The sequence below is a fragment of the Micromonospora sp. NPDC005087 genome (genome assembly GCF_042872965.1).
GTDB lineage: Bacteria > Actinomycetota > Actinomycetes > Mycobacteriales > Micromonosporaceae > Micromonospora.
In genome coordinates this window covers 14,707-40,627 of the sequence record NZ_JBIALB010000015.1, presented here as the reverse complement: position 1 = coordinate 40,627, position 25,921 = coordinate 14,707, and the positions used below count along the sequence as shown (strand labels likewise).

24 protein-coding genes are annotated in these 25,921 nt (G+C 68.6%); 12 read left to right on the top strand and 12 right to left on the bottom strand.

The window, feature by feature from the left end:
- Positions 1–218 precede the first annotated feature (218 nt).
- From ACFYPS_RS28015 to ACFYPS_RS27965, 11 genes are all read right to left on the bottom strand, one after another.
- Positions 219–1,040, bottom strand: coding sequence for an NAD-dependent epimerase/dehydratase family protein (locus ACFYPS_RS28015; RefSeq protein ID WP_387328140.1), 822 nt, complete (start codon positions 1,038–1,040; stop codon positions 219–221).
- Between the two features lie 80 nt (positions 1,041–1,120).
- On the bottom strand, positions 1,121–2,050 hold the full coding sequence (locus tag ACFYPS_RS28010; protein ID WP_387328137.1) for a dihydrodipicolinate synthase family protein: 930 nt from the start codon (positions 2,048–2,050) through the stop codon (positions 1,121–1,123).
- Positions 2,047–2,667, bottom strand: a complete 621-nt coding sequence (locus ACFYPS_RS28005) for a thiamine pyrophosphate-dependent enzyme (protein ID WP_387328134.1) — start codon at positions 2,665–2,667, stop codon at positions 2,047–2,049. Before ACFYPS_RS28005 ends, ACFYPS_RS28010 begins: the two co-directional genes overlap by 4 nt.
- A 21-nt stretch (positions 2,668–2,688) precedes the next feature.
- Positions 2,689–3,315 (bottom strand): thiamine pyrophosphate-binding protein, encoded by a 627-nt coding sequence (locus ACFYPS_RS28000; protein ID WP_387328131.1) that lies wholly within the window; start codon positions 3,313–3,315, stop codon positions 2,689–2,691.
- Between the two features lie 64 nt (positions 3,316–3,379).
- Entirely contained in the window at positions 3,380–4,477 is a 1,098-nt protein-coding gene (locus ACFYPS_RS27995; protein WP_387328129.1) for a mandelate racemase/muconate lactonizing enzyme family protein, read from the bottom strand.
- 67 nt (positions 4,478–4,544) lie between these two features.
- A complete protein-coding gene (locus tag ACFYPS_RS27990) occupies positions 4,545–5,567 on the bottom strand; it encodes an ABC transporter ATP-binding protein (protein ID WP_387328126.1) in 1,023 nt (340 codons plus the stop codon).
- Positions 5,564–6,619: an ABC transporter ATP-binding protein gene (locus ACFYPS_RS27985; protein ID WP_387328123.1), complete on the bottom strand. Its 1,056-nt coding sequence runs from the start codon at positions 6,617–6,619 to the stop codon at positions 5,564–5,566. The genes ACFYPS_RS27990 and ACFYPS_RS27985 overlap by 4 nt, the downstream gene beginning before the upstream one ends.
- Positions 6,609–7,511: an ABC transporter permease gene (locus ACFYPS_RS27980; protein ID WP_387328120.1), complete on the bottom strand. Its 903-nt coding sequence runs from the start codon at positions 7,509–7,511 to the stop codon at positions 6,609–6,611. Before ACFYPS_RS27980 ends, ACFYPS_RS27985 begins: the two co-directional genes overlap by 11 nt.
- 1 nt (position 7,512) lies before the next feature.
- The gene (locus tag ACFYPS_RS27975; protein ID WP_387328117.1) at positions 7,513–8,472 is read right to left on the bottom strand and encodes an ABC transporter permease; all 960 of its coding nucleotides are present in this window, start codon (positions 8,470–8,472) and stop codon (positions 7,513–7,515) included.
- A 30-nt stretch (positions 8,473–8,502) separates the two neighbouring features.
- Positions 8,503–10,125: an ABC transporter substrate-binding protein gene (locus ACFYPS_RS27970; protein ID WP_387328114.1), complete on the bottom strand. Its 1,623-nt coding sequence runs from the start codon at positions 10,123–10,125 to the stop codon at positions 8,503–8,505.
- Positions 10,126–10,283: 158 nt separating this feature from the next.
- Positions 10,284–12,245 carry a CocE/NonD family hydrolase gene (locus ACFYPS_RS27965; RefSeq protein WP_387328111.1) on the bottom strand — a complete coding sequence of 654 codons (1,962 nt, stop codon included), beginning with the start codon at positions 12,243–12,245 and terminating at the stop codon, positions 10,284–10,286.
- 286 nt (positions 12,246–12,531) lie between these two features.
- Between ACFYPS_RS27965 and ACFYPS_RS27960 the strand changes: the two genes are divergently transcribed.
- The 11 genes from ACFYPS_RS27960 to ACFYPS_RS27910 all read left to right on the top strand — a co-directional run bounded on the left by ACFYPS_RS27960 (position 12,532) and on the right by ACFYPS_RS27910 (position 23,777).
- Positions 12,532–13,272, top strand: a complete 741-nt coding sequence (locus ACFYPS_RS27960) for an IclR family transcriptional regulator (RefSeq protein ID WP_387328108.1) — start codon at positions 12,532–12,534, stop codon at positions 13,270–13,272.
- Positions 13,269–14,435 carry an aminotransferase class V-fold PLP-dependent enzyme gene (locus ACFYPS_RS27955; protein ID WP_387328105.1) on the top strand — a complete coding sequence of 389 codons (1,167 nt, stop codon included), beginning with the start codon at positions 13,269–13,271 and terminating at the stop codon, positions 14,433–14,435. The genes ACFYPS_RS27960 and ACFYPS_RS27955 overlap by 4 nt, the downstream gene beginning before the upstream one ends.
- Before the next feature lie 48 nt (positions 14,436–14,483).
- A complete protein-coding gene (locus tag ACFYPS_RS27950) occupies positions 14,484–16,886 on the top strand; it encodes a transketolase C-terminal domain-containing protein (RefSeq protein WP_387328102.1) in 2,403 nt (800 codons plus the stop codon).
- Positions 16,887–17,195: 309 nt separating this feature from the next.
- Positions 17,196–18,308 (top strand): acyl-CoA dehydrogenase family protein, encoded by a 1,113-nt coding sequence (locus tag ACFYPS_RS27945; protein WP_387328099.1) that lies wholly within the window; start codon positions 17,196–17,198, stop codon positions 18,306–18,308.
- Entirely contained in the window at positions 18,308–19,576 is a 1,269-nt protein-coding gene (locus ACFYPS_RS27940) for a CaiB/BaiF CoA transferase family protein (RefSeq protein WP_387328096.1), read from the top strand. Before ACFYPS_RS27945 ends, ACFYPS_RS27940 begins: the two co-directional genes overlap by 1 nt.
- Positions 19,567–20,373 carry a hypothetical protein gene (locus tag ACFYPS_RS27935; protein WP_387328094.1) on the top strand — a complete coding sequence of 269 codons (807 nt, stop codon included), beginning with the start codon at positions 19,567–19,569 and terminating at the stop codon, positions 20,371–20,373. The genes ACFYPS_RS27940 and ACFYPS_RS27935 overlap by 10 nt, the downstream gene beginning before the upstream one ends.
- Complete coding sequence (locus ACFYPS_RS27930) at positions 20,370–21,128, top strand: SDR family oxidoreductase (RefSeq protein ID WP_387328091.1); 759 nt, start codon at positions 20,370–20,372, stop codon at positions 21,126–21,128. Before ACFYPS_RS27935 ends, ACFYPS_RS27930 begins: the two co-directional genes overlap by 4 nt.
- Positions 21,129–21,145: 17 nt before the next feature.
- Positions 21,146–22,030 carry a 2-hydroxy-3-oxopropionate reductase gene (locus tag ACFYPS_RS27925; RefSeq protein ID WP_387328089.1) on the top strand — a complete coding sequence of 295 codons (885 nt, stop codon included), beginning with the start codon at positions 21,146–21,148 and terminating at the stop codon, positions 22,028–22,030.
- Positions 22,031–22,346: 316 nt separating this feature from the next.
- On the top strand, positions 22,347–22,862 hold the full coding sequence (locus ACFYPS_RS27920) for a TSUP family transporter (RefSeq protein WP_387328398.1): 516 nt from the start codon (positions 22,347–22,349) through the stop codon (positions 22,860–22,862).
- Complete coding sequence (locus ACFYPS_RS27915; protein ID WP_387328086.1) at positions 22,856–23,254, top strand: YidH family protein; 399 nt, start codon at positions 22,856–22,858, stop codon at positions 23,252–23,254. Before ACFYPS_RS27920 ends, ACFYPS_RS27915 begins: the two co-directional genes overlap by 7 nt.
- 58 nt (positions 23,255–23,312) lie before the next feature.
- Positions 23,313–23,777, top strand: coding sequence for a DUF202 domain-containing protein (locus ACFYPS_RS27910; RefSeq protein WP_387328084.1), 465 nt, complete (start codon positions 23,313–23,315; stop codon positions 23,775–23,777).
- Between the two features lie 917 nt (positions 23,778–24,694).
- On the opposite strand, the gene ACFYPS_RS27905 is transcribed toward ACFYPS_RS27910, so the two are convergent.
- Positions 24,695–24,949 carry a hypothetical protein gene (locus ACFYPS_RS27905; RefSeq protein ID WP_387328081.1) on the bottom strand — a complete coding sequence of 85 codons (255 nt, stop codon included), beginning with the start codon at positions 24,947–24,949 and terminating at the stop codon, positions 24,695–24,697.
- A 390-nt stretch (positions 24,950–25,339) separates the two neighbouring features.
- Here ACFYPS_RS27905 and ACFYPS_RS27900 point away from each other — a divergent pair, with 390 nt between their 5' ends.
- Positions 25,340–25,891 (top strand): hypothetical protein, encoded by a 552-nt coding sequence (locus ACFYPS_RS27900; RefSeq protein ID WP_387328078.1) that lies wholly within the window; start codon positions 25,340–25,342, stop codon positions 25,889–25,891.
- Positions 25,892–25,921: the final 30 nt, after the last annotated feature.

Here is a 25,921-nt window from a genome sequence, read left to right as displayed (position 1 = left end):
ACCACCGACAGGGACGGAGCGACGCGGGAGGCTCCATCCATGCCCTGGTCGAGGTGCGGAGCGGGTGCCGTTGCGGGCCGTCGGCTGTTGTTCGATGCAGTTCGGCGCCGTTCAGTGCACCCCCTGCTCCCAACCCGCACCCCCAACGGTCGTTGCACAGCCGCCGGAATCCAGATAGGCGTAGCGACACGATCCGGCCGCCCTTAATGTCCAAAATCTCATGATCTCGTGAATTTAGTGCGGATGGGGCGCTGTCTGTCGAGGGTGTAGGCCGGCGTCGCGAGGACGCCGCCTTGGACGCTGTCCGTGGCCGGCTCCCAGGTCGACCCAGGCGGGTGGCACTCGGCGTTCTCGCTCGGGTGGTAGCCGAGAGCGCGACCGGGCTCATGGTCCCACCATCCCAGTTCGTTTGCGGAGACGGCATAAAAGGTCGTGTATCGGAGATCGGGGGCTGCCATCGCCGCGACGAAGGCGGCCGTTGCGTCTCTGGGGCTGAGCCAGGTATGGCGGTGTCGAGGCTCGGTCGGACGAGGCAAACAACTTCCAATGCGCAGGCACGCCACCTCAATGCCAAACTTGTCGGCGTAGAGCCTGGCCACTGCTTCGCCCGCAGCCTTGCTGACGCCATAGAACCCGTCCGGGCGTACCGCCATGTCCGGACCGACCGGTACTCCCGTCGGGTAGGAGCCGGTGACATGGTTGCTGCTGGCGAAGATGACGCGCCCGACGTTTGCCCGCCGGGCCGCCTCGAACACGTGGTAGGTACCGACGATGTTGACCTCGATGAGGTCCCGGAAGTCGGCCTCGTCGGCTATGCCGGCGAGGTGGATGACGCCCTGGACGCCGGCCATCGCTTCGGTGAGGCCGGTCAGGTCCTGCAGGTCCAGGCGGTAAACGCGTTCGCTGGGCGAGTCGGCGGTCAACGGCTTGATGTCAAGTAGCCGCAAACCCTGCACGACGGAGCGTAGCCCGGTACGCAGAATTCCACCGATCTGCCCAGCGGCTCCGGTGAGCAGCCACTCGCCGTCCAGCCTTGTCATCTTGCCTCCCATGGATGGGGCGTCGCCGGCACGGCGGTCGCCGGAGCGGGTCGGCGCGGATACGGCTCGGGCATCGGGGGTCAGTCGACCGGTTGCAGCCAGGTCAGCAGCGCAGGGTCAGCGGCCAGCCTGGCCTCGAGCGTCGCGCGTTGCTCGGGTGACAGGGCCGGCAGCGGGGACCGGGGTGCTCCGCCGGGTAGCCCGCGCTGGTCAAGCAGGTGTTTCGCGGACGCGATGTAGGGCAGCCCGGCCGTCGCGGCCTGAAACCGCGCGACGGTGAGCTGCAGGTCCCGGGCTTCGGCGAGGCGTTCCTGGCGGTGCGCGGAAACGATGGCCGCGAACAGTTCGGGAACCACGTTGGCCAATGTCGACACCGCGCCCGCGGCGCCCATCGTCAGGGCTCCCAGCAGCAGAACGTTGTTCCCTGTGTACACGATCGGCGGATCGGGCTGGGACAGGTAGGTGGTGATCCGGGCGAGCGAGTCCCCGGTGTCCTTGAGCCCGCGCAGGTTGGGGATCTCGCGAATCATTTTGATCACGAGATCCGGGCCCAGGGCGTAGCCGGTCCGCTCCGGATTGTCGTACACGTAGTGGGCACAGTCGGGCGCAGCCTCCGCGATGCGGGTGAAGTGCGTCAGCTGGGATTCCGGCGTGTACGGGAAGAACAGTGGTGGTAGCGACGCGAGTGCGGTAGCTCCGCACCCGGCCGCGTGGCGGGCAAGCTCCACCGCCGTTGCGGTGTCCGCGGCACCGCAGTGCACGACTACGGGCACCCGGGACGAGACAAGTTTGAGCGCCGTCTCGGTGAAGGCCTTGCGCTCATCCGGCGAGAGCAGGAGCCCCTCCCCCGAGGTACCGAGGATGAACAGGCCGTCGACGCCGTGGCTGATCTGGAAGTCGATCAGAGCGGCCAGCGCGGTCTCATCCGGATTTCCGTCGGATTGGTACGGCGTCACGAGGGCGGAGAGAACGCCCTGTGCGTGCGGTGCCTGTGTCGCTGTGCTGCTCATGCCTGCCCCACCTGGCTCTGCTGAAGGGCGCGCATCACGGTGCGGGCCTCGTCGCCCATCCGGGAGAACTGCGAGTCAGGGGTCTCCTCTTGAAGGTTGACGCCCGACCACTGCGTCCGGTCCGCGGCGTCCTTGTCGATGTCCAACCGGATCAGGCACGGTCCGGCGGCGGCTAGAACAGTGTCAAGGTCGGAGGCGAGTGCGGCGGCGTCGGAGAAGCTGTACGTCGCCGCGTAGCCAGCGGCGGTCGCTAGTCCCGTCCAGCTGATCCGGTCCGCAGCGGGTAACGCGAAGTTGGCGCCGCCCTCAAACCAGACACCGTTGTCGAAGACGAAGTGGTAGAGGTTCTTCGGCTGGACCCCGGCCACCGTCACCAGCGACCCGAGTTGCATGAGCAGGCTCCCGTCCCCGTCGAGCAGGAGCACGCTTCGGTTTGGTTGCGCAATGGCGATTCCCAGGCCAAGCGCCGACGCACCTCCCATCAGCGGCACGCAACTCAGGTTGAGCGGGCTCGGGGACAGCCGCGGGAAATGCCGCAGCGAAGACATTGTCGAGATGACGACGGCGTCCGGCGGCCGGTGGGCCGCGATCACAGACGCCGCTTGGGCGGTGCTCATTGCCATTGTCCTGACCCCCTGTCAGCGCTTCGCGTCGTGGACTTGTGCCGCGTCGGGCGCACCGCCCGCACCATCGCCATCGCTCGTCGGAGCGCCGGGCCAGGCGGTGTACGTGCCGATGAGTGTCGCGCAGGGCCACTGCCGCTCCTGTGACAGTCGATACGCCTTGCCCACGTTGCCGACGTCCTCCGGTCGCTCGCATGCGAAGTACGGAATGTCGAGAGCGTCGAGAATGCGCTCGCAATTGCGGACCAGCGGCCGTGTGGACTCCTGCCGCGATCTGCCGAGGTTGGCGTACTCCCGCCCGAACTGCCCGATCATCATGAACAGCGGCAGGCGCGCGTCGATACCCACGGCGCGAACCGCGTTGAGCGAGGCGTAGAGCCCCTGGTTCTGCATCATGACCATTGGACGTGCTCCGCCGATGTGCAAGCCGGCCGCCATGGTCACGGCCTCGTCCTCCGTGCACGTGTAGATCAGCTGCGGGTGCGTTGCCGGCTTCGCCTCCAAGGCGCGGTAGACCGACAGCATGACGTAGTCGGGGACGGTGATCACGTGGGTGATGCCGCAGTCGAGGAGTTCGCGCACCACCGCCTCCGGGTCAAGCTGATGCGTTGGCGGACGGGTGTCCTGCTGGTCTGGATTCATCGCACACCTTTCTCAGTGAGCGTTGTTCGGTGTCGGGCGCCGTCGGTCATGCCGCGTGTCCGCGTCATGAGCGGGAGGTTCTCGTCACCCGCGTCAGGCGGTCGGTGGCGAAGGCCAGCCCATGCCCGGGTGGCGTCGCGGCGCGCAATCCGTCGCTGGTCAGGGTGACCCCGCTGGGCCGGGACAGCGCGCCGAGCGCGTCAAGTGATGCAGAGTCGATGTCCTCGACCAGCGCCGGCAGGGGCAGGCAGAGCGCGAGCTGTCCCGAGATGTCCGGCAGCAGGTGCGGCATGACGGGGATGTCGAAGGTCCGGGCGAGCCGGGCGACGCGAAGGAACGGGGTGATCCCGCCGACGCGGCAGACGTTGGGTTGGACGAAGTCGCATCCGCCGGCAGCGAGCAGATCCCGGAACTGGCGTTCGGTGTAGAGGCTCTCCCCCGTGGCGATGGGGATGTCGATCGCCTGACGCAGGTGTGCGTACCCCTGGGTGTCATCGGCGGGTAGTGGCTCCTCCAGCCAGTGGATGTCGAAGGCGGACAGGGCCTTCGCCGCGCGGCGGGCGGCGGGGACGTCCCACAGTTGGTTCGCGTCGATCATGAGCACTCGGTCGGGCCCGATGATGCGGCGTACCGCGGCGACCCGTTCGATGTCCTCGTCCAGCTCGGGCCGGCCGACCTTGATCTTGAATCGGGTGTGTCCCGCCGCGACCCAGCGGCGCGCCTGTTCCTCGAGCTCCGCCAGGGACAGGTGCCGGTTGACGCCGCTGGCGTAGACCGGCACCTGGTCGCGTTGCCGTCCAATGAGGTCGACGAGGCTCGACCCCGCCCGCTTCGCCGCCAGGTCCCAGAGCGCGATGTCCACGGCGGCGATCGCCAGGGTGGTGATGCCACCCGCGCCGGCCTCGCGCAGCCGCCACCACAACCGGTCCCACACGGCTTCGGGCGCCACTGGTCCGCCCTCGACGAACGGGCGGCAGTCCTCCTCGATCATCGTCTCGATGGCGAGGGCACCGATCTGAGGGGTCCAGCTGAAGCCCTGCCCGACCAGGCCGTCGCTGCTCTCCAGCTCTGTCACGATCAGGTATTGGCAGGTCACGTCGATGTCCCACGGTTGCGACATTGGCAGCCGGTAGGTGCTGGTGGTCAGGCGGTGCACACGCATGAGGTCGTCCTTCCGCGTCGAAGACTGGTCGGCTGGTACGTGGCGGGATCTGCTGCCGGCGTACCTGTCACACCGGCGTTCCGGCGGCTCTGATCTTCGACGAGAGGTGACAGCTCGCGAGGTGCCGGGAATCGACCTCGGCGAGTGGCGGCACCTCGCGGCAGACGGCTTCGGCAAAGCGGCAGCGGGGGTGGAAGCTGCACCCCGATGGCGGGTTCTTCGGGCTCGGGATCTCCCCGGGCAGCAGCAACCGCCGCCGTCCCTGCCGGCGATGCGGGTCGGGCTCGGACACCGAGTCGAGCAGGGCCCGGGTGTACGGGTGGGCCGGGGCGTCCAGCACCTGCTCCGCAGGTCCGATCTCCGCGACCCGGCCGAGGTACATCACGGCCAGGCGGTCGGCCAGGTAGTCGACAATTCTCAGGTTGTGCGTGATGACCAGGTACGTCAGGCCGTGGCTGGCCCTCAGCGAGCGCATCAGGCTCAGGATCTTCGCCGCGGCGGAGACGTCGAGGCCGGCCGTGGGCTCGTCCGCGACCAGGAAGTCGGGGTGCAGCGACAGGGCGCGCGCTATGCCGATTCGGCGGGCCTGCCCGCCGGACAGCTCGTGCGGGTACTTCTCGGCGAGCGTCGCCGACAGTTCGACCATCTCCAACAGCTCAGCGACCGAGTAGCGCTGGTCTGCCGGCACGTCGTGAATGCGGTACGGCTCGGTGAGAAGGTCCGACACGCGAAGCCGCGGCGAGAGGCTGCCGTGCGGGTCCTGGAAGATCATTTGCATCTTCGGTCGCAGTCGGCGGAACTCCGCGCCCCGGAGCCCCGTGATGTCCCGTCCCTCGAAGAAGATCTGGCCGTGCGTCGCGGGGGCCAGTCGTAGGATGGCGCGGCCCAGCGTCGTCTTGCCCGAACCGGACTCGCCCACGAGGCAGACCACCTCGCCGCGGCGGATGTCCAGGTCGACGCCGTCGACGGCGCGCACGGCACCGGGCTGGCGGCCGCGGAGGCGCTGGAACCACCACTGCCGGTCGACGTAGTGCGTTCGCAGCCCTCGCACGCTGACGATCGCGTCCGGGCGGTCATGGTCGTTGGTCACGGCTGTTCCTTCCGCCCGGTGGTCGCCGCGCTCGGCTGGCGCAGATTCGCGTGCCCCGACTCGGGGTCGTAGAGGTGGCAGCGCACCCGCTGCCCCGTCACCTCGACGTACCGGGGCCGCTGTTCCCCGCAGCAGGGTTCGGCGTGCGCGCACCGGTTCGCGAACGCGCAGCCCTCGGGAAGCTCCGCGAGGGACGGCACCCTTCCGGGGATTGTCGGGAGTTCGGACCCTCGCCACCGTCGTGACGGGACGGACGCCAGCAGCGCCTCGGTGTAGGGGTGCAGCGGGCGGTCGAACAGGTCCGTCACCTCGGCCGCCTCGACGGCCCGGCCGGCGTACATCACCACGACCCGGTCGCAGATCTGGGCGACGACTCCCAGGTCGTGGGTGATGAACAGGATCGTGGTCCCGCGTTCGTCGCGCAGGTCGCACAGCAACTGGAGGATCTGCGCTTCGAGGGTCACGTCCAGGGCCGATGTGACCTCGTCGGCGATCAGCAGTGCCGGTTCCAGCAGGAGCGCCATCGCGATCATGATGCGCTGGCGTTGGCCACCGGAGAACTCGTGCGGGTACGACCTGAGGCGGGCCGCCGGGTCGGGGATGCCGACCCGCTCCAGCATCTCGACGATGCGGCGCCGAGCCGCCGCACGGTCCCGCGTCGGGGAGTGGGCGCGCAGCACGTCGAGCATTTGGCTGCCGATCGTGAGCGTGGGGTTGAGGCTTGTCAGCGGATCCTGGAAGACCATGGAGATTTCGGTGCCCCGCAGCTGCCTACGCTCTTCCGGCCCGAGCGTGAACAGGTCGCGCCCCTGGTAGAGCGCCCGCCCGCCGGTCACCTCGCCGTTCGGGGGCAGTAGTCCGAGGAGGGCGGCCGACAGGGTCGACTTGCCGCAGCCGGACTCCCCGACGATGCCGATGATTTCGCCCGGCCGGGCTGTGATGGTCACGTCCTGCAGGGCGGCGAGGGCGCGCCCCTGCGAGTGGTACGTGACGTCCAGACCGTCGACCTCAAGCAGGTACGGGTCGTTCTTGATGCGACCGTCATCGGTCATAGCGCAACCCCTTTGCTCCGGAAAGGCGTGGATCGGAGACGTCGCGCAGGGTTTCGCCGAGTGTCGTGAACCCGATGGTGGTCAGCACGAGCGCTAGTGCCGTCCAGAGCACGGCCCACGGCGCCTCGTACACGTCCGCGAAGCCTTCGCTCAGGATGACGCCCCACGAAGGTGTCGGAGGCTGCACGCCCATGCCGAGGAACGACAGGCCGGCCTCGACCGTGATGGCGCTCGGGATGTTCATCGCCAGCAGGATGAACATCGGCGCGATGACGTTGGGCAGCACGTGTACGCCGATGATCCGCAGGGTGCCGGCGCCAAGTGCCCGTTCGGCCTCGATGAAGGGGCTCTGCCGCAGGGCGAGCACGGACGCCCGGGTTACCCGCGCCGACTGCGGTGCGAAGGTGATGGCGACGACGATCACGAGGTTGGTCAACGAGGGGCCGAGCACCGCGACGAGCACCAGCGCGAGCACGACCGACGGGAACGCCTGGATCGTGTCCATGAACACGACCACGACGTTGTCCACCCACCCACCCCGGTACCCGGCGACGAGCCCGAGCAGGAGTCCGAGCACGAGTGAGGTGCATACGGCGGGGAGCGCGACGGCGAGTTCGATGCGGACGCCGAGCAGGATCCTCGACAGTAGGTCACGGCCGAGACCGTCAGTGCCGAGCAGGTGGCTGCCGGAGGGGCCCTGGAGCCGGTTGGGGATGTCCTGCGTCGCTCCGTCGTAGGGCACGACGTGCGGGGCGAACACGGCGACGAGCAAGAGCGCGGCGACAACCGCCACGCCGAAGGCGCCGGCGGGGCGCCGGACCAGGCGTCCGAGCAGCGGACGGAGGCCCGCCGAGGTGCGCGGTACCCGGTCGGGAGCGGGGGCGATGGTCACGTCAGGCTCCTACCGCAGATTCCTCGACGCGGATCCGTGGGTCCACCAGCCGGTAAGACAGGTCCGCGAGGAGGTTCGTGAGGACGTAGAACAGCGCGATTACCAGAACGGCCCCTTGCACGATCGGGAAGTTCCGCTCGGAGATCGCTTCCACGGTGAGGCGCCCGAGTCCCGGTCGGGAGAAGATGATCTCGACGAGGACAGCGCCGCCGAGCAGATCGGCGAGGCCCGAGCTGAGCACGGCGACCGTGGGGATGATGGCGTTCTTCAACGCCCACTTGTAGAAGATGATCCGGTCGCGCACGCCGAACGCCCGGGAGGTGCGCACGTAGTTCGAGCCCAGCACCGACAGCATGCTGGTGCGCACGAGCCGCGCCACGTATCCGATCCACGCGATCGCCAGCGCGGACGCCGGCAGGACCAGGTGCGTGGCGTAGTCCAGGGGGTTCGCGAAGCTGCCCGTGCCGACCGCCGGTAGCACGTCCAGTTGGACGGCGAAGACGATCAGCAGCAGCAGTGCGGCGACGTAGGACGGCATCGTGATGAACCCGATCGACAGCAGCGCCATGGCCCGGTCGGCCAGCGAGTTCTGCCGCCGGGCGGCGTAGACCCCGAGCGGGATACCGACGAGCGCCGCGAGGCCCAGCGCCGTGATCGCGAGCACCACGGTGTGCGGGATAGCCTGCGCGATGAGCTGGGTGACCGGCGTGCGGGACAGGAAGTCCAGGCCGAGGTCGCCGTGCAGGGCGCCGACGACGAAGTCCCACACCTGGACGGGGATGGGATCGTCGAGCCCCATTTCCGCGCGGACGACCTCGACCTGGGCCGGCGTGGCCTGTGGCCCGAGGACGATCTCGACCGGATCCCCGGGCACCAGGTGCACGAGGAGGGAGAGAAAGGTCATCACGGCGAGCACGACGACGACCGTCATGCCGAGCCGCTTGAGCAGGTACGTGGCCACTAATTGTCTCCGGTAACTGTCGGCGCGATCTTAGGCGTCTCGGCCGAAGGTCCAGGGGATGAAGTCTCCGTCGGGACGGACCGGCGTCTTCAGGCCCTTGCGCTTGGCCAGGAACGCCGTCGGCCACGCCACCCACAGCGCCACCGCGTCCTCATCCATGAGCTGCTGCATCCGGATGTACATCTCGTTGCGCTTGGCGGGGTCGATCTCGACGAGCGCCTCGTTGTGCAGGCGGGTGAACTCCTTGTTGTCCCAGTTCATCCAGTTCCACTCGCCGATCTGGTCGCTGGTGAACCACTTGGTCGACCAGGACGGGTCGGGCTTGGTGGCGTAGCTCATGTAGAAGAGCTGCTTCTGGGCGTTCGCCTCCGGCGTGGCCTGGTTGAAGACACCGCCCTCCTGGACGAGCACCTTCACGTCGAAGCCCACCTCGTTGAGGTTGGCCTGCACGATCTCGGCGACCTTGGCCGCGCCGGGCGTTCCGGTCGACACCGACATCTCGATCTTCATGCCCTGCGCGCCGGCCTTGGCCAGGAACTCCTTGGCCTTGGCCAGATCGCGCTTGTAGACGGGCGCGTCCTTCCAGTAGCCGATCGGCATCCCGGGCGCGACGATTCCGGTCGCCGGCGTCCACTGGCCGTTGAAGGCGCCCGCGATGATGGAGGGAACGTCGACGCCGTGGATGACCGCCAGCCGCACGTCCTTGTTCTTGAAGTTCGGGTGGCCGGCGTTGATGCCGATCCAGTTGTAGCGCAGCGATGTCTTCTCAATGACCTCGAAGCTGTTGTTCTTCTTGATCCGGGCGACTGTCGTCGGTCCCAGCACAGCAAAATCGAGTTCGTCGGTCTCCAGCGCGATGGTCGTCGGGTTGTCCTCGGCGATGACGACGAACCGCAGTTCCTCCCACAGCGGCTTGTCGGCGTAGTTGGCCGCGCCGCCATAGTTTGCGAACTTCTTGAGCACGACCTGCTGGTTGCGCTTCCACTCGACGAACTCGTACGGGCCCGTGCCGATCGGGCTGGTGCCGAACGCCTCGCCCCGCTCCTCGACCGCCCGCTTCGACACGATCTCACCCGAACCAACTGGCAGGGTCGTGGCGAGCAGAGGAGCAAACGGCTCCTTCAGCACGATCGCCCCGCTGTACTTGTCGTGGACCTCGACGCCCTTCAAGGCAATCCAGTCCGACCGGTACGCGGACTTGATCTTCGGCTCGGTCAGGCCGGCGATGCGCTCGTACGAGAACTTGACGTCGTCGGCCGTCAGCTCTCCGTAGCCGCCGTGGAACTGGATTCCCTTCTTCAGGGTGAAGTCGTAGCGCAGCCCGTCGCTGGACGGTTCGAACTTCTCCGCCAACTCGTTGACCTGCTCGAACTTGTCAGGGCGGTAGGTCACCAGGTGCTCGAAGATGTTGGCACGGACGGTCGTGTTGGTGTGGCCGGCGTTGAACGCCGGGTCCAGGTTCGAGATGTCCTCGTCGAGGTGGATCCGCAGCAGCTTGCTCGAGATGTTCGCCCCGGCCCCCTCCTCGCCACCGCACGCGGCCAGCAGCGAACTCACACCGGCGAGGGAAACGCCGAGCGCGGAGTACTTGAGCAGGTTGCGGCGGCTCAGAGCGCCGGGGGTCCGGTTACCGATGTTGTTGCTCGCGTCCATGAGTTCCACCTTCGAACTGTGCAGATGGCGGGGGCCAGGGGCCGTCTCGTGTCACGCGGTACCGCCGCGCCGGTGATCGGCCTCACATGTGTTCCGCTGAGATGAAAGCAGTTCTATCCAGCGAAAGTCAACAGTCACCTCGGTGGCGGTCAGGGCGGTTAGCAGTGGTCACGGGGGGCCTCGAACGTGCGGGTGTTCGCGAAGACACGGACCTCGCCCTCGAAGGCCTCGACTGTGTTCGTCACGCGGAAGCTCTCGCCGTCGGCCGTCATGGCGCTACGGGCCTCGATGCGAATGCACCAGTCGTTGCGGGCCAGATGGTAGATCGTCTCGCTGCTCACCCTGGCCGAGAGCGGGTCGCCCTCAGTGATCGCGTACGTCTCGAGCCTGGATCGCCGTTTCGCGAGCCCGGTGGTGGTCACCGTTGTGTCGTCCTCCGACCTGCGCAGGATCTCCACCTTCCCGGTCGCCAGGTCGCGGACGACCAGCCGCTTTCCGGCCGGGTCGCCGGGCGGCGACACCACCGGCGTCGGTGCCGCTACCTCAGGCTCGCCAAAGGTCGCCAGCTGCCCGTCCTCCGCCCGGGGCGTGCGCACCGGCAGCTCCAGGCGGGTGGACCCGCTGGTGAACAACGACAGCGCGAACGGCTTCGGGGGCGGCCATACCCATGGCCAGTAGGACGACGAGACGGCCAGGCGGAGCCGGTGCCCCGCCGGGATCGCCTGCGCGATGGCGTTCATCGGCACTGTGACCTCGTAGCGCCGCCCAGGCTCGAGGGCCCGAGGATCCTCGTGGCCGCCGGCGTGGCTGAGGTTGAGCACGCCGCGCGTCACGAGTAGCGACGAGCCGTCCGGCGCGACGTCACACAGCCGGACGACCACGGTGGCGAGCTGCTGCGACGCGGCCAGCGAGAGCGTGACCTCGGGGAAACCGAAGATCTCGATCCGGTCCGCCAGCGGCTCCGTGTCGAAGCACAGCGACCGGGTATCCTCGCCCCGCTGGTCCAACGGGAGGTCGGCCGCGCCGCCGCCCGGGCACCAGTCGCCGGCGTCCAGACCAACGAGTTGAGTCCCGTCGATCTCCAGGCGCCGTTCCGCGACCGGGTGGTCGACGAGTGCTCCCGCATCCAGCGTGTACGTCAGGCGTTGGTCGTCCGTCCGTGGCCACGACGGCTCGGCCACCCACCGGCCGGGACGAACGTCGTACGCGGGCCGGGGCGGTACCGGCTCCTGCATCCAGGCGCGGAGCACGGGCTCGTCCATGATCCCGGTGTCGATTCCCTTGAGCCAGTGGTCCCACCAGCGCAGGCACTCCTGGAGGAACCCGATCGCGGGGCCGGGGACCCCGGACTCCGGATACTGGTGGCCCCACGGGCCGATCAGTGCCTTGCGTGGACCGGGGAGGCCGGCGAGCAGACGCGGGATCGCGTTCGAGTATCCGTCCGCCCAGCCACCGACGGCGTACACGGGGCATTCGATCGCCGAGTAGTCCTCACAGACCGAGCCGTGCTTCCAGTAGTCGTCGCGTCGTTGGTGGGTGAGCCAGGCCTCGACGAACGGCGGGCTGCCCTCCAGGCGCTCCAGCCACATCTCCCGCCAGCGCTCACCGACCACGGCCGGGTCCGGCGGCAGCGCGTTGAAGCCGAGCATGGTCGACGCCCAGGGCAGCATCTTCGAGGCGAGAACAGTCCCGCCCAGGTAATGGACGTCGTCGGCGTACCGGTCGTCCGTGGAACAGACAGTGATGATCGCGCCGAGCTGCGCGGGGCGGCGAGCGGCGATCTGAAGCCCATTGAAGCCGCCCCACGACTTGCCGATGATCCCGACCTTTCCGGCGCACCAGGGCTGCTCCGCCAGCCAGGCGAGCACCTCCAGCGCGTCGTCCTGCTCCTGAGCGCGATACTCGTCCAGGAGCACGCCCTCGGACTCGCCGCTACCACGCATGTCCACCCGGACCGCGGCGTAGCCATGGCCGGCGAAGTACGGATGCATCTGCGAGTCGCGCACGACCGTGCCGTCGCCCTTGCGATACGGGATGTATTCCAGGATCGCGGGAACCGGGTCGGAGGACGCATCCACGGGCAGCCACACCCGGGCGGAGAGCCGTACACCGTCACGCATGGGAATCCAGACGTGATCGATCACGTCGACCGGGCGATCGAAATGAGTCTTGATCCTACGGGCTCGTGCCATGCTGCCCCTCTGTCTTTCGCCCGCCCGCATCTGTCGCTCACCGCGCCAGGAGGTCGTCGAAGCGGGCCCCCGGCAGACGGCTTCTGCTGGCGACCGCGGTCGGCTACGTTGACGTTCCGCGTTTGTTGACAACGGGCGGGCACTGGTAGACCATTCCGGCGAGATGAAATCAGTTCAGGCCAGCGAAAGTCAACACGTCGAGTCACTCGGCCGAGTGCTCGACGTCCTAGAGTTGTTCACGGCGGCGGTGCCGGAGTTGTCGCTCACCGACATAGCCGAGCGGCTCAAGTGGCCGACGCCGACCGCCCATCGAGTCGTCTCGACGTTGCTCGCGCGCGGATTCCTGACACGAGACCCGGGCACCAAGCGCCTGCGCATCGGCATGAGCGTCATGCGGCTAGTCGGACCGCTCATGTCCGGCCTGGCGCTGCCCGACCTCGCCCAGCCGTTCCTGCGCGACCTTGCGCAGGAAACCGGCGAGACGGTCAACCTCGCCGTTCTCGACGGCGCTGAGGTTCTGTATCTCGCCTCCGCGCCGGGCAGCTTCCTGCTACGGGTCGACACGACACCGGGGCTGCGCACCCCGGCGCACTGCACCGCACTCGGCAAGTGCATGCTCGCCCAACTCGATCCCGCTGATGCGAGACGGCAGCTCGGCCAAGCGCCGTACGTTGCGCGCACGGGTCACAGCGTCCGCTCATGGAAGCAGCTCGCCCCGCAACTCGACACCATCCGCAGCGACGGCTACGCGCTCTCGCTGGAAGAGTACGAGGCCGGGCTGAACTCCTGCGCCGTGCCGGTGCCGACCCACAACGGAGCGATCGCGGCGATCAACATCGCCGCGTCCGCGGTCCGAGTCCCTGCCCAGGACCTGGTGGCAGCGTTCGTTCCCCGGCTGAAGGCGACCGCCGAGGCCGTCGCGCGCGCCCAAGGGCTCGAGCCGGAACATCCATGAGCACCAGTTCCGTCGCCCGCGACGACCCGTACAACCAGTTCCTCCTGGACCCGAGCCTCGTCCACCTGAACCACGGGGGGTTCGGCGCCTGCCCGAAGCCCGTGTTCGACGCGTTTCAGCGCTGGCAGCGTGACCTCGAACGCCACCCGTCCGCCCTGCTCTCCCACGGCTACAGCACCCTCATGGAGGGCGTGCGCGAGCGTTTGGCCGAGTTTCTCGGCTGTTCCGCGCGCGACGTGGTCCTCGTCCAGAACACGACGGCCGGTCTGAACGCCGTCGCTCGCTCGCTGCGGCTGCGACCCGGCGACGAGGTGCTGGCGACCGACCACGAGTACGAGGCGATGGATCTGCTGTGGCAACAGGTCTGCGCCGAGGCCGGGGCCCGATACGTCCGCCACCGTCTGCCGCTGCCCGTCGAGGACCCGGGCGACCTGGTCGAGGCGCTGTGGTCGGCGGTCGGCCCGGCCACGCGCGTCATCTTCCTCAGCCACATCACGTCCAAGACCGCCATCGTCCTGCCCGTGGCCGAGATCTGCCGCCGCGCCCGGGCCGCCGGCATCATGACCGTGATCGACGGGGCACACGCACCCGGACAGATACCCCTGCGGCTCGACGCGCTCGGCGCCGACGTGTACGCGGCGAGCTGTCACAAGTGGCTGTGTGGGCCACGGGGCACTGGGTTTCTATACGTCCGCCCGGAGTACCAGTCCGGGATCCTCGCGCCACTGATCAGCCACGGCTCCCAGCCCGGGTCTACCTTCCTGGAACGCCACCGGTGGCAGGGCACGCGCGATCCGAGCGCGTTCCTGGCGCTGCCGACCGCGATCGACTGCCAGCAGACCCAGGCGTGGGCTGCCGCCCGGCGCCGCAGCCACGAGCTGGCGCGTGCCGCGCGCGCTGCGGTCAGCGGACTGTTTCACCTCGAACCGTTCACACCGGACTCCGATGACTGGTTCGTCCAGATGGTCTCGGTGCCGCTGCCACCGTGCGACAGCGAGGCCATGCGGCGCCGGCTGTTGACCGAACATCGGATCGACGCGCCGGTGCGTGAATGGGCCGGCGGATCACTGATCCGCGTCTCAGTTCACGCCTACAACACCAGCGACGACCTCGACCGTCTGGTGGACGCGCTCGGCGCACTCTTCACCCCTCGCGCCGCCTGACGGTGACGCGCGTATCCACCCGTCCCTGACTGCGAGAGGACCGGGCCCATGACCGACATCCAGGTAGCCGGCGAACCTTCTGCACTCCCCGCGACCCACCATGCCGCCCCCGACATCGATGTCCTCGACGAAATTCAACGACGCGTGCTGTGGCTGGCAACCCGCATCGTGGACGCGGCCAACCACGACCGGGACACCGGTGACGGCGTCAAGGTCGGCGGGCACCAGGCGTCGAGCGCCTCGCTCGTATCGGTGATGACGGCGTTGTGGTTCGCGCACCTGAGCGCCGCGGACCGGGTGAGCGTGAAACCGCACGCGTCGCCGGTCTTCCACGCTATCCAGTATTTGCTCGGCAACCTCGACCGGTCCTACCTCACCACGCTGCGGGCCCGCGGTGGACTGCAGTCGTACCCGTCGCGGACAAAGGACCCCGACGACGTCGACTTCTCCACCGGCTCGGTCGGCCTGGGCGCCGCCGCACCGCTGTTCGCCGCGGTGACCCGTCGTTACGTTGACGCGCATTTCGGCGCCCGGCCGCGGTCACGGTTCGTCGCCCTCATAGGCGACGCCGAACTCGACGAGGGAAACGTGCGGGAGGCAATCGCCGACCCCTCAACCCAAGGGCTCGGCAACGTCACCTGGGTGGTGGACTTCAACCGCCAGTCGCTGGACCGCGTGGTCCCCGGCGTGCGCGTCGGGCAATGGAAGCAGCAGTTCGCCGCCGCCGGCTGGCACGTCGTCGAGGTGAAGTACGGCCGCCGAGCACGCGCGGCGTTCCAACGTCCCGGCGGGGATCGGCTGATGGCCTGGATCGACGCCATGCCGAACGAGCAGTACCAGTCGCTGTTCGGGCTGCGCGCCCCGCAGTTGCGCAAGCAGTTCCTCGACGGTGCCCCCAGCGACGTGGAGCCCTTCATCTCGGACGTGGACGACACGGAACTGGCCCAGCTGGTCACGGATCTCGGCGGTCACGATCTCCCGTCGCTCCTCGAGGCCTTCGCGGCCTGCGATGCCGTGACCGACCGGCCGAGCGTCGTCTTCGCCTATACGGTCAAGGGATGGGGCCTGCCGATCGCCGGTAACCCGCGCAATCACTCCGCCCTGCTGGCCGGCGACCAGGTGGACGAGCTGCGCGCATCGCTCGGACTCGACCGCGACACCGAATGGGACCGGTTCGACCCGTCGACCCCCGCCGGTCGGTGGATCGCCGCCCGACGCACCCACCTCGCGCGGCCCTCCTCCAAGACGTCGCGACCCGTCCAGGTGCCAACCAGCAGCGGGCTGCGCGCCGGGAGACAGACGTCGACGCAGGAAGCCTTCGGCCGGATCCTGAGCGAGCTGTCCCGAAACCGCGATGTCGCCCCGTACCTCGTGACCACGGCCCCCGACGTGGCCACCTCGACCAATCTCGCCGGCTTCATCAACCGCGCAGGCGTCTTCTCGCCGACCGAGCAGCGGTCGTGGAACACCGACCCGGTGCTGCGCTGGACAGAAGGCCCAACCGGGCAGCACATCGAGCTCGGCATCAGCGAGATGAACCTCTTCCTGCTCCTCGGCCAGCTCGGACTGGCTCGGGAACTGTCGGAACAGCCGCTGCTCCCCGTTGGCACCGTCTATGACCCGTTCGTGCTGCGCGGGTTGGACGCCTTCATCTACTCGGTCTACTCCGGCGCCCGGTTCGTCGTGGCGGGAACACCGTCCGGCGTCACCCTGGCTCCCGAGGGTGGCGCCCACCAGTCAACGATCACACCCAGCGTCGGGCTCGAACTGCCGAACACGACGTTCTTCGAGCCCGCCTACGCGACCGCGGTCGACTGGCTGCTCTGCGACTCGCTGCGACGCATCGCCGGCGGCGCCAAGACCGGAGCCGAAGCAACGCCGGAGGAGTCGGGTGCCCACTACTTCCGGCTCACCACCCGGCCGCTGGACCAGGCACCGTTCGAGACGGCGCGGGCCCGGATGAGTGACACGGTGCTGCGACGCCAGGTTCTGGCCGGCGCCTACCGACTGATCGACGCCAGCGACCTCGCCGCACGTGGCGCACCTCAGGTGCACCTGGTCGGTTCCGGGGCCGTCCTGCCCGAGGTGCTCGCTGCCGCCGCTGAACTCGCCGACGAGGGCATCGCCGCGCACGTCGTGGACGTGACGTCACTGGATCGGCTCTACGGCGCGTGGCAGAGCTGCCTGCGGCGAGGCATCCGCTCCGCGCGGGTGCCCTCTATCCCCGGAGTACTGGCCGCCGCCTTCCCGGATCGCGCGCCGGTGGTCACCGTCCACGATGCAGCCTCGCACGCGATGGCATGGCTCGGGTCCGCGCTCGGCGTCGCCTGCGTTCCGCTGGGCGTTGACGCTTTCGGCCAGTCTGGCACGGTGCACGACCTGTACGAGCTGCACGACCTGCAGCCCGGCAGCATCGTCAACGCGACGCTTGCCGCGCTCGCGTTGCGCTGAACCAACGACACCACGGTCGACAGCACCGCGTTCCTGGCGCCGGGCACCGCGAGCCGGCTGGCCTTGACCGGCCGCACCGGCAATCCTATGCTTCCAGTGTGCGAAAGATGTTTCCGTTGAATGGAACATCCCAGCCAGCCCCTCCGCGACCCGACCGACGGTGCAATTCCGCCCGTGGGGCTCGGCGTCGCGGCCGACTCACCGTTTCGACTTTGGCGGTGGGGGCCTGCAGCCGGTGTCGCCGGAGGGCTTCCGGCAGGCACGACCGGCACCGGATCAAAGCGACTGATTGGCGAGGACGTTGTGGTGATGGGTGACCTGACAGACCGGGTGGAACAGTTCGCCACCGCGCTGTCCGCAGTGCTCGCCGAGCGCGGCGAGAACAGGTTCCAAGGCATGCCCTCCGACGCCGATTCGCGCTACGCGTACAAGGAATTAGGTAGGGCCGGAATGATCGGCCTGCACTGGCCGGAGCGCCTCGGCGGCCAAGGCCTGGACCCCCTCGACACACTGTCCGCCGAGGAGCGTTTTGGCTACCACTGGCTCCCGCTGTCCAGCTACCTACTGTCCGTCAAGACCATCGGCAACGTCATGCTCCAGTTCGCCACGCCGGACCTGCTCGAACGGCTGCTTCCGCCAGTGGCGGCCGGCGATCTCGTGTTCTGCCAGGGCTTCTCCGAGCCCGAGGCGGGTTCGGACCTCGCCTCGCTGCGCACGCGCGCGGTACTCGACGGCGACCGGTTCATTGTCAACGGCCGCAAGATCTGGACGTCGAGCGCCGAGTACGCGGACTGGATCTACCTCGCCGTCCGGACCGACACCCAGCGGCCCCGACACCGAGGGCTGTCCGTGCTCGTCGCCGACATCAACACCCCGGGAATCGAGGTACGCGTCCACGAGACACTCGGCGGTGGAACCCTCGGTGAGGTTCTCCTCGAGGATGTGGAGATCCCGGCCCACCAGATCGTCGGTGAACTACACGGCGGGTGGAAGGTGCTCATGGGCACCCTGGACTTCGAGCGTGTCACCAGCGAGAAGGTCGGCGTCGTCCACTGGCTGCTTGACCAGTTGGAGCCGCACTGCACGACCCCGGCGCACCGGCAGACCCTGCGCCGGCTCCGTGGCGAGACACAGGCCGCCCGGCTGCACGGGCGGCGGGCCACCGAGCTACTCGCCCGGCGACAGCCGGCGAGTAAGGCGTCGTCCATGGCGAAACTGTCGGTCGCCAAGCTGATGCAGCGGCTGGCCGGCGCGGCCGTCGAGATCCTCGGGCCGCAGGCACTTATAGAGTCCGGTGGCGACGGGCCGGCGGACGGTCGCATCGCCGCCTTTCACCGGGCCGCAGTGGCGACCACCATCGCCGGCGGCGCCTCGGACATCCAGCGACGGGTCATCGCCCGCCAGGGCCTGGGCTGCTCCTGATGGATTCCGCGACCACCAACCACGCGACCGCACCAGCCCTGCGGCTACCGCTTGCCGGCGTCCGCGTGCTCGACTACGCACAGTACGTGGCTGGCCCCTTGGCGACGATGCTCCTAGCCGACCTCGGGGCAGACGTCGTCAAGGTTGAAGGACCCGGCGGTGACGCTTGGCGCCACTACGAGCCGCACGCGCCCGGCCAGAGCAACTACTTCTACTCGCTCAACCGCAACAAGCGCTCGGTCATGCTGGACCTCAAGACGGCTGAGGGACGCGCGGCGAGCGATCGCCTGATCGCCACCGCCGACGCAGTCGTGCACAACCTGCCACCGGCGAGGGCGGCGGCGTTCGGGCTCGACCGGGACAATGTCCGCCGCCTGAACCCCCGCGCCGTCTACGTGTCAATCTCCGCCTTCGGCAGCCAAGGCCCCGACTCTGGCCGCCTCGGCTACGACCTGATCGCCCAGGCGCTTTCCGGCCTGCTCATGGCCGACGTCCGCGTCGGTGACGAGGTACCACGCCGCTCCGGCGGAATCCCGATGGCCGACCTCACCACAGGACTGCTGGCCGCCATCAGCGTCCTGGCCGGACTGCACCAGCGTGCCTCGGACGAGGCCCCAGGAATCGAGGTCTCGCTACTAGGAGCGGCGCTCACCACCCAGGTGCAGCGGTTCGTGCGACTCGAGCAGTCCGTGGCGACCAAGGAGCCGGCACGACCGCTGACCCGCGCCGGCATCGAGGCCACAGCCAAGGCTACCGCCGCCGCCGAGGAGCTAGAACCCTACTACCGCTGTTACGAAACGGCGGACGGGTACATCGCCCTGGCATGCCTGAACGTGAGCCAGCGACGCCACGTGCTGGAGGTGCTGGGCCTCGACGATCCCTGGGTCGAGAACCCGCAGGCAGCCCCCGCCAACCAAGCCGAGCGCTCCCGCCGACTCGCGACGCATCAGCGGTTCGTAGCCACGTTCCAGGCAAGGACAACCGCAGCGTGGATCACGCTGCTCGGATCCCGGAACATCCCCGTCGGCGAGGTGCGCCAACTCAGCCAGTTGTTCGACGACCAGCAGGTGCAGACCAACGGGCTCGTGCAGTGCGTGCAACAGCCCGGCGTGGGACCGGTACGGCTGCTGGGCAACCTGTTCATGATCGACGGCGTAGCCACGCCTGCGGAGCGGCATGCGCCGGGGCTGGGTGAACACACCCGCGAGGTGCTCGATTCGTTACCCGCGATCCACACCATCGAAGGAGGTCGAGCGTCGTGCCGATGACCGAGGTCGCCGCATTCACGTCGTCCATCCGATCCATCGTCGCCGACCACTGCTCCCCCGGCCCGTGGCGGCCCGGCAGCACTGAAGACGACCAGCTACCGGCGCTGCGAAAGCATCTAGCCAGCGCCGGTTGGTTCGACCTGGCCGACGATCCGCAGGCCCTGCCATTCCTCGGTCCGGCTGCGGTGGAGCTAGGCCGCGGCCCGGCGGCGCTGCACGAACTCGACGCCCTGCTCGGCGGAAGCCCTTTCGTGTCAGGGATGACCCGCTACGCCGAGCCCGGCGACCGCGCGATCGTGCCCGGCGGAGACGGCCTCCGGGTGGCGACGGTCGCCGCAGTTGAGCGTGTCCCGTACGGGGACAGCATCGCCGCAGCCCGCGCCCAAATCAACGACGGTGAGTTGATGGACGCCGCCGAGGCGGGCAGGCGAGAAGCCGCTTGGGTGACCGCGACCGTCGGGTACCTCGCCGGTCTCACCGCCGAGGCCCTGCGGCTCGCGCTGGAGCACACGACGACCCGGCAGGCGTTCGGCGGGACGCTGGCCGGGCTGGCCAGCGTCCAGCAACGGCTCGCCGACGCCGCCCTCTGCGCCGACGGCCTGCTGCTGCTGGCCGAGGGATCACCCGACCTGGACGCCCTGGCATACGCGGGGCCGGCCGCCTGCGCTGCGGTGGCCGAGTGCCACCAGGTGGTCGGGGCGATCGGCTACACCCTGGAGTTCCCGCTCCAGCGGTACTCACGGCGGGCGCGTGCGATCCACCTGTGGGCGGACGCGTGGATCGAGGCACGCTCGTGAGCACCTTCGTCATCACCGGTGGCAGCACGGGCATCGGTTTCGGCATCGCCCGCCGCCTCGGCCGCGACGGACACGAGCTGGTCCTGGTCGCGCGCGGCGAGGAGCGGCTGGCCGAGGCGGAGCGGCGCCTGCGTGAGGAGGGCGTGAACTGCCGAAGCGCGGCTCTCGACGTGCGCGACGCCGACGCCGTCGCGGCGCTGATCGACCAGCTGCCCGCAGTCGACGGCGTGGTCAACAACGCGGCCGGCAACTTCGCCTGCCCCACCGTCGACCTGTCGCCGAACGGCTTCCGAGCGGTCGTGGAGATCTCCCTGTACGGGACGTTCTTCCTGTCTCAGGCGCTGGCCCGGCGGCTGATTGCCGAAGGGCGGCCCGGCGCGATCTTGAACATCATCGCCACCTATGCGTGGACGGGTGCCCCTGCCGTGGCACACTCCGCAGCGGCGAAGGCGGCGATGCTCGCGTTCACCAAATCCGTGGCCCGTGAGTGGGGACCACACGGGATCCGCGTGAACGCACTGGCGCCCGGCTTCGTCCCGACGTCGGAGGCCACCGCCAACATCCTGTCCGACGAGTTCGCGCAGGCCGCGATGCTGGACCTCATCCCGCTCGGCAGGTTCGCCGACGTCGACGACATCGCCGAATCTGCCGCGTTCCTACTCAGCGAGCGGGCCGCTTACGTGACCGGCGCGGTGCTCACGGTCGACGGCGGCAGGTCACTGGGCGTCGCGATGCACCGCGCAAAGCACGGGTAGCCCGAGGAGGAACCTGAATGGCAACAAGACTAGCGTTCATTGGACTCGGCATCATGGGCGCGCCGATGGCTGGGCATCTCGTCCGGGTCGGATTCGATGTCATCGGTCACAACCGGAGTCCGGCAAAGACCCGTCGTCTCGTGGAAGCTGGCGGCCGGGCCGCGAACAGCATCGAGGAAGCCGTCGCGGACGCCGACGTCGTGTGTGTCATGGTGCCCGACTCGCCGGACGTACGGGAGGTGCTGGCCGGCACGGGCGGCGTCTTCGACACCGCCCGGCCGGGAACGCTCGTCATCGACTTCAGCAGCATCCGCCCTGACGTCAGCAAGGAACTGTGGCACCAGGCGAAGCCCAGGGGCCTGAGGCTGCTCGACGCGCCGGTGTCCGGAGGCCAGGCCGGAGCGGTCAACGCAACGCTGTCCATCATGGTCGGCGGCGAACCTGCAGATGTCGAGGCGGCTCAGCCGGTATTCCAGGCGGTGGGCAAGACCATCGTCCACGTCGGCCCGCCCGGCTCCGGTCAAACCGTGAAGGCGGCCAACCAACTCATCGTCGCCGGGCACCTCGAGTTGCTGGCCGAGGCCATCATCTTCCTGGAGGCCTACGGCGTTGACACCAAGAAGGCGATGACCGTCCTGGGTGGGGGCCTGGCCGGCAGTGCCGTGCTGGACCAGAAGGGCGAGGCGATGCTGACGCGATCGTTCCAGCCCGGTTTCCGAGTGCAGTTGCACCACAAGGATCTGGGCATCGTCACCTCGGCTGCCCGCGAGGCAGGCGTGGTGATCCCGATCGGGGCCGTGGTCGCACAGCTCATGGCGTCGCTCAAGGCCCAAGGTCACGCAGACGACGACCACTCCGCGCTGCTCATGCAGCTGGAGCGGCTGAACGGTCGACACGTCTGACGATCTTGGTCGTGCTGGCGACCAGATCACGCTCCAAGGGCCCACCCGTCCCCTTGCGGGTCACCCCTTCGGACCCGCCGAAGTGGTTACTGAGCAGGAACTCCTGGTCAACACGGTGCCCATGGGATCGGAGTCTCAGATCTCGGGACGCCTACCGACACCTGCGCGGCTGGCCGCAGAGCCAGACATCGATTCAGCAGTGATGATTCCGGCCGGACCGGGTGCTCGACCGGCAACGGGCGCGGCCCGTTCGGCGAGAAGCGATAACTTGACCACTTCGACCTTCACCGGGAGGTGAAAGGCATCAGATCGCCGCATCGTTGCCATTCCACTCGGCGCCTGGGTAGTGACGTCCCTGCCCGGCCCATTGCTGCTCATCGGCGTTGGCTCGATCACCGCGGCCTCCGTCGCCTGGGTCGCCCACGGCAACCCGCTGTCGTTCCTGCACCGCCGTGGCGGGCCGCTGTTGTCTGGCTTCACCTCCGGCTTTTTCCACACAACAGCGGGCACGGGCAGCCCACCACTCGCGGTCTACGCGTTGAACACCAACTGCAAACAGCGCACCTTCGTGCCGACTGTGCGGCTCGTCGGCCTGGCCACCAACGTGCTCTCGCTGGCTGCCAAAGCCACGCCACAGCTTTCCGGACCACTGCTGCTGTCCTGCGTCTCGGCGATGGCGATCGGCATCGCCGGCGGCCAGGTCCTGTCCCGCTGGCTGCCAGAGGAGCAGGCTCGCCGGTGGGTCATCACTCTGGCGATGATCGGCAGCGTGACTCTGGCGATGATCGGCAGCGTGATCGTCGCCGGAGAGGGAGTGACAGCCCTGTGGTAATCGAAACGAACAACGGCAGCCCCAAGCCAGCGAACCGACCACGCCGCTGGCCCGGCTGGGTCTTCAACCAGGGCGTCGACCCCGATCCCCGGTTCAGTCTCGCGAACGAGCGGACCTTCCTGGCCTGGATCCGTACCTCGCTGGCGCTCTTCGCGGCCGGTATCGCGCTGGAGGCGCTGACCCTACCCATCGCCCCCGGGCTACGCCGGGCAGCCGCCATCGTCCTGATCGTGCTCGGTGCGGCGGCGCCGGTCCAGGCGTGGATCGGCTGGCTACGCACGGAGGCGGCCATGCGGCTCGGTCGGAGCCTGCCGCCACCCGCGCTGGCGGTGCCGCTCGGGCTGGGCCTGGTCGCGGCGGGTGGGCTGATCCTGATCGGTCTCGTGCGGTGATCTGCCCTGCGGCACGCCGCTGGGCAGCCCCGGGCCCAGGCTGTACCCGTTCACGATTGTGCATTCGGGATGTGGACAGGCCGGATGGTCCGCAGGCCCACCGCTTCGCCGAAGACCCACCATCAGGATCCGTGGACGGGACGTGACAGGTTCATCGGCGACCAGGCGGCCAGCAGGTCGACACGACACGTCGAGTTCCGCGGACGGCGACGGTGGCCTACAGCTCGAGCGGACCATGCTCGCCTGGCGGCGCACAGCGGCGGCGTTCCTGGTAGCCGCCGCCGTCGGCGCGCGCCTGCTCACCCCCCTGCTCGGAGGCTGGGCCTATCCAACCGTGACCGCGCCGTCGCTGTGCGCGTTTGTGATCGCCATCTCAGGGAGCATCCCGCCACTGTTTTGCACCCCGGTGGCTTCGAGGCCGAGGGCCGTCACGCCGCGGCCCGGCTGGATGGGCGTCATCGCCGCGTTCACGTGCCTCATCGGTCTCGCCGCAGCGACGGCCGTGCTGGCTCGCGCATCCTAAGCCCACGCGTGAGTGACCCCCACCAGCCGGATACCCCGGCCCTGTCACCTGCCCAGCAGCGCGCCTGACTCCTTCGGATCCGCCGAAAAGGTCACCACGCAGGAGCTGGTCATGACGTTGCGAGGTGGGATCCGAGTCTCAGAGGGCGGGACCGGAAACGACTTCGGCATGGCGGGACAGCGCGATCAATATCGATGTGTGGCGCGTCTCTCGCTGCGACGTTAGGCGGCCCGTGACCCCGGCGGACACCAGCCATCCTGGGAGCAGCGACACCTGACCACTTCGACCTCCACTGGGAGGTCAAGCGCTCCGGAACGAAGCATCGTTGCAGCTCAGTGACCTGGCCGGGACACGGTCGGGTGAGCACTTCGCTGCGGTGACCACTTCGCCGGCCTGCACCCAATCTGCTCCCAACGCAAGGCCCAGCCACCAGACCCGGTCGTTACCACCCTGACCTCCTTGCACTCCCCCACCAGGCGACATAGACAGCAGTTGAAGTCCGTTCAACGCCGTTGAGCACTGCTGTGTGAAACAGGACGCTGCAACGACTCTGACCTGCTGAAACATGAATCCGCAGGTAGGCGCGGATGCAGTTGAGCACCGTTCGGTGCCGTTGGGCGCGGTTCACCTCCGTTCAGGACACCCTGTTGCCCCCATCCTGCTCCCCGATCCGGGTCCCGGAACCGGCTGCCGCTCGGCGTCGTCACCGATGCCCGGGCCGCAGGCTGTCCGCCATGTGCTGCCGTGGTTACCGCAATCGCCGTGACCAGTCCTAGTTCAAGCTGGCTGATCCCGGACGCTCCCGAGCTGCTCCCCCGGGGTCGGATCATCGCCGCTCGGGCCCGACGATCCTCAGCCGGCGAAGCCGGGTGGCGAGTCTTGCGGGTCTCGCCGATATCGAGGAACTCGACGTCGGCTTACAACTGATACAGCCGGGCCAGATCGGTCAAGTGATGCAACTCTGCGACGCCCTCACCCACCTGCGTCAACTCCTCGCCGACTGCGGCTGTCCCGCCGGACCGCCCCCGATCATCGCCGGCCAGCTCAAGCCGAGAGGCCCCGTCGAGTTCGACTGGCTCGTCAACGCCATCGGACTGGTCAGCCTCGCCGGCCGGCAACATCCCATCGGCTATCACCTCGCCAGCCGACGCGTCACCATCCACCTCGACCACGCGTCCTGCCCCTCCTCGAGGCCGACCGGTCCCTGCTGCGCAGCCTGCCCAACCCGCTCACCCCCCAAGAGCAGGCCCGCATCCGCGACGCCACCCCGCCCGACCCCCACCCACCCCGGCACCCCGAACCACAACGCTTCGAACGACGCGTCAGCAGCCGCGGCGCCCTCGTCATCGCCGGCCAGAATCCTTCGCATCAGCCACGACCGGTCGAACCCTCACCGTCGAAGACGCCGACACCACCTTCCCCGTCCACGACGGCAACCAACTCCTAGCGGAAGTGCCGCGCACGACCACCAAGCCCATCACCCGGTTCAAGGTCCGCGAACCATAACCACCACGACAGCGTCGGATAGCCTGCACCGATCGCGACGACCAAGGAGCCCGACCATGAAGCTGCCGCCCGGAGCCACCGGCTTCAACCCAAGCCTTGGCCGGCAGGCGGACCTGGGCGAATTCACCCCTGTCTGTCACCACGCCGCCCGCGCTATTGACGCCACCGTCACCGGCGTCACTCCCGCCGGCGTCACGCCGAACTTCCACACGGTCGATATCGCCGACGCCCAGCACCACATCGCGGTGCTACGACACACCACCCTGCCGTTCATCGCCTTCGCCCGACCCCACGCCAACGGCGACGTCACCACCACGTTCGTCGACCACCCTGACCTCGCCGCCGCCATCACCAACCTGACCGACGTCCAGGTCCTCACCGTCGACCAGCTACAGGCCCCACTGGCACAGCTCGACCTGAGCGCTCTCGGCCCCGACGAGCACCACCAAATCCTCTACTGGAAGCCAACCACCCTCGGCGAACTGCTGTTCAACTTCTGGGACTGCGGCACCGCCACCCCGATCCCACGGCCGCGCGCTCGACCTAACCCAGCGCCTATCGCGCATCGCGAGGCCCGGTCGGCGCCAGATCGGAATACCCCGTCATGATCGGGTATGGTGTTGTGCGCAGCGCGATGG

Excerpts from the sequence above, each read along its gene's own strand:
- ACFYPS_RS28000 (WP_387328131.1), bottom strand. The coding sequence starts at position 3,315 with ATGAATCCAGACCAGCAGGACACCCGTCCGCCAACGCATCAGCTTGAC.
- ACFYPS_RS27965 (WP_387328111.1), bottom strand. The coding sequence starts at position 12,245 with ATGCGTGACGGTGTACGGCTCTCCGCCCGGGTGTGGCTGCCCGTGGAT.
- ACFYPS_RS27955 (WP_387328105.1), top strand. The coding sequence starts at position 13,269 with ATGAGCACCAGTTCCGTCGCCCGCGACGACCCGTACAACCAGTTCCTC.
- ACFYPS_RS27925 (WP_387328089.1), top strand. The coding sequence starts at position 21,146 with ATGGCAACAAGACTAGCGTTCATTGGACTCGGCATCATGGGCGCGCCG.
- ACFYPS_RS27950 (WP_387328102.1), top strand. The coding sequence starts at position 14,484 with ATGACCGACATCCAGGTAGCCGGCGAACCTTCTGCACTCCCCGCGACC.
- ACFYPS_RS27940 (WP_387328096.1), top strand. The coding sequence starts at position 18,308 with ATGGATTCCGCGACCACCAACCACGCGACCGCACCAGCCCTGCGGCTA.
- ACFYPS_RS27970 (WP_387328114.1), bottom strand. The coding sequence starts at position 10,125 with ATGGACGCGAGCAACAACATCGGTAACCGGACCCCCGGCGCTCTGAGC.
- ACFYPS_RS27995 (WP_387328129.1), bottom strand. The coding sequence starts at position 4,477 with ATGCGTGTGCACCGCCTGACCACCAGCACCTACCGGCTGCCAATGTCG.
- ACFYPS_RS27945 (WP_387328099.1), top strand. The coding sequence starts at position 17,196 with ATGGGTGACCTGACAGACCGGGTGGAACAGTTCGCCACCGCGCTGTCC.
- ACFYPS_RS27900 (WP_387328078.1), top strand. The coding sequence starts at position 25,340 with ATGAAGCTGCCGCCCGGAGCCACCGGCTTCAACCCAAGCCTTGGCCGG.
- ACFYPS_RS28015 (WP_387328140.1), bottom strand. The coding sequence starts at position 1,040 with ATGACAAGGCTGGACGGCGAGTGGCTGCTCACCGGAGCCGCTGGGCAG.
- ACFYPS_RS27985 (WP_387328123.1), bottom strand. The coding sequence starts at position 6,619 with ATGACCGATGACGGTCGCATCAAGAACGACCCGTACCTGCTTGAGGTC.
- ACFYPS_RS28005 (WP_387328134.1), bottom strand. The coding sequence starts at position 2,667 with ATGAGCACCGCCCAAGCGGCGTCTGTGATCGCGGCCCACCGGCCGCCG.
- ACFYPS_RS28010 (WP_387328137.1), bottom strand. The coding sequence starts at position 2,050 with ATGAGCAGCACAGCGACACAGGCACCGCACGCACAGGGCGTTCTCTCC.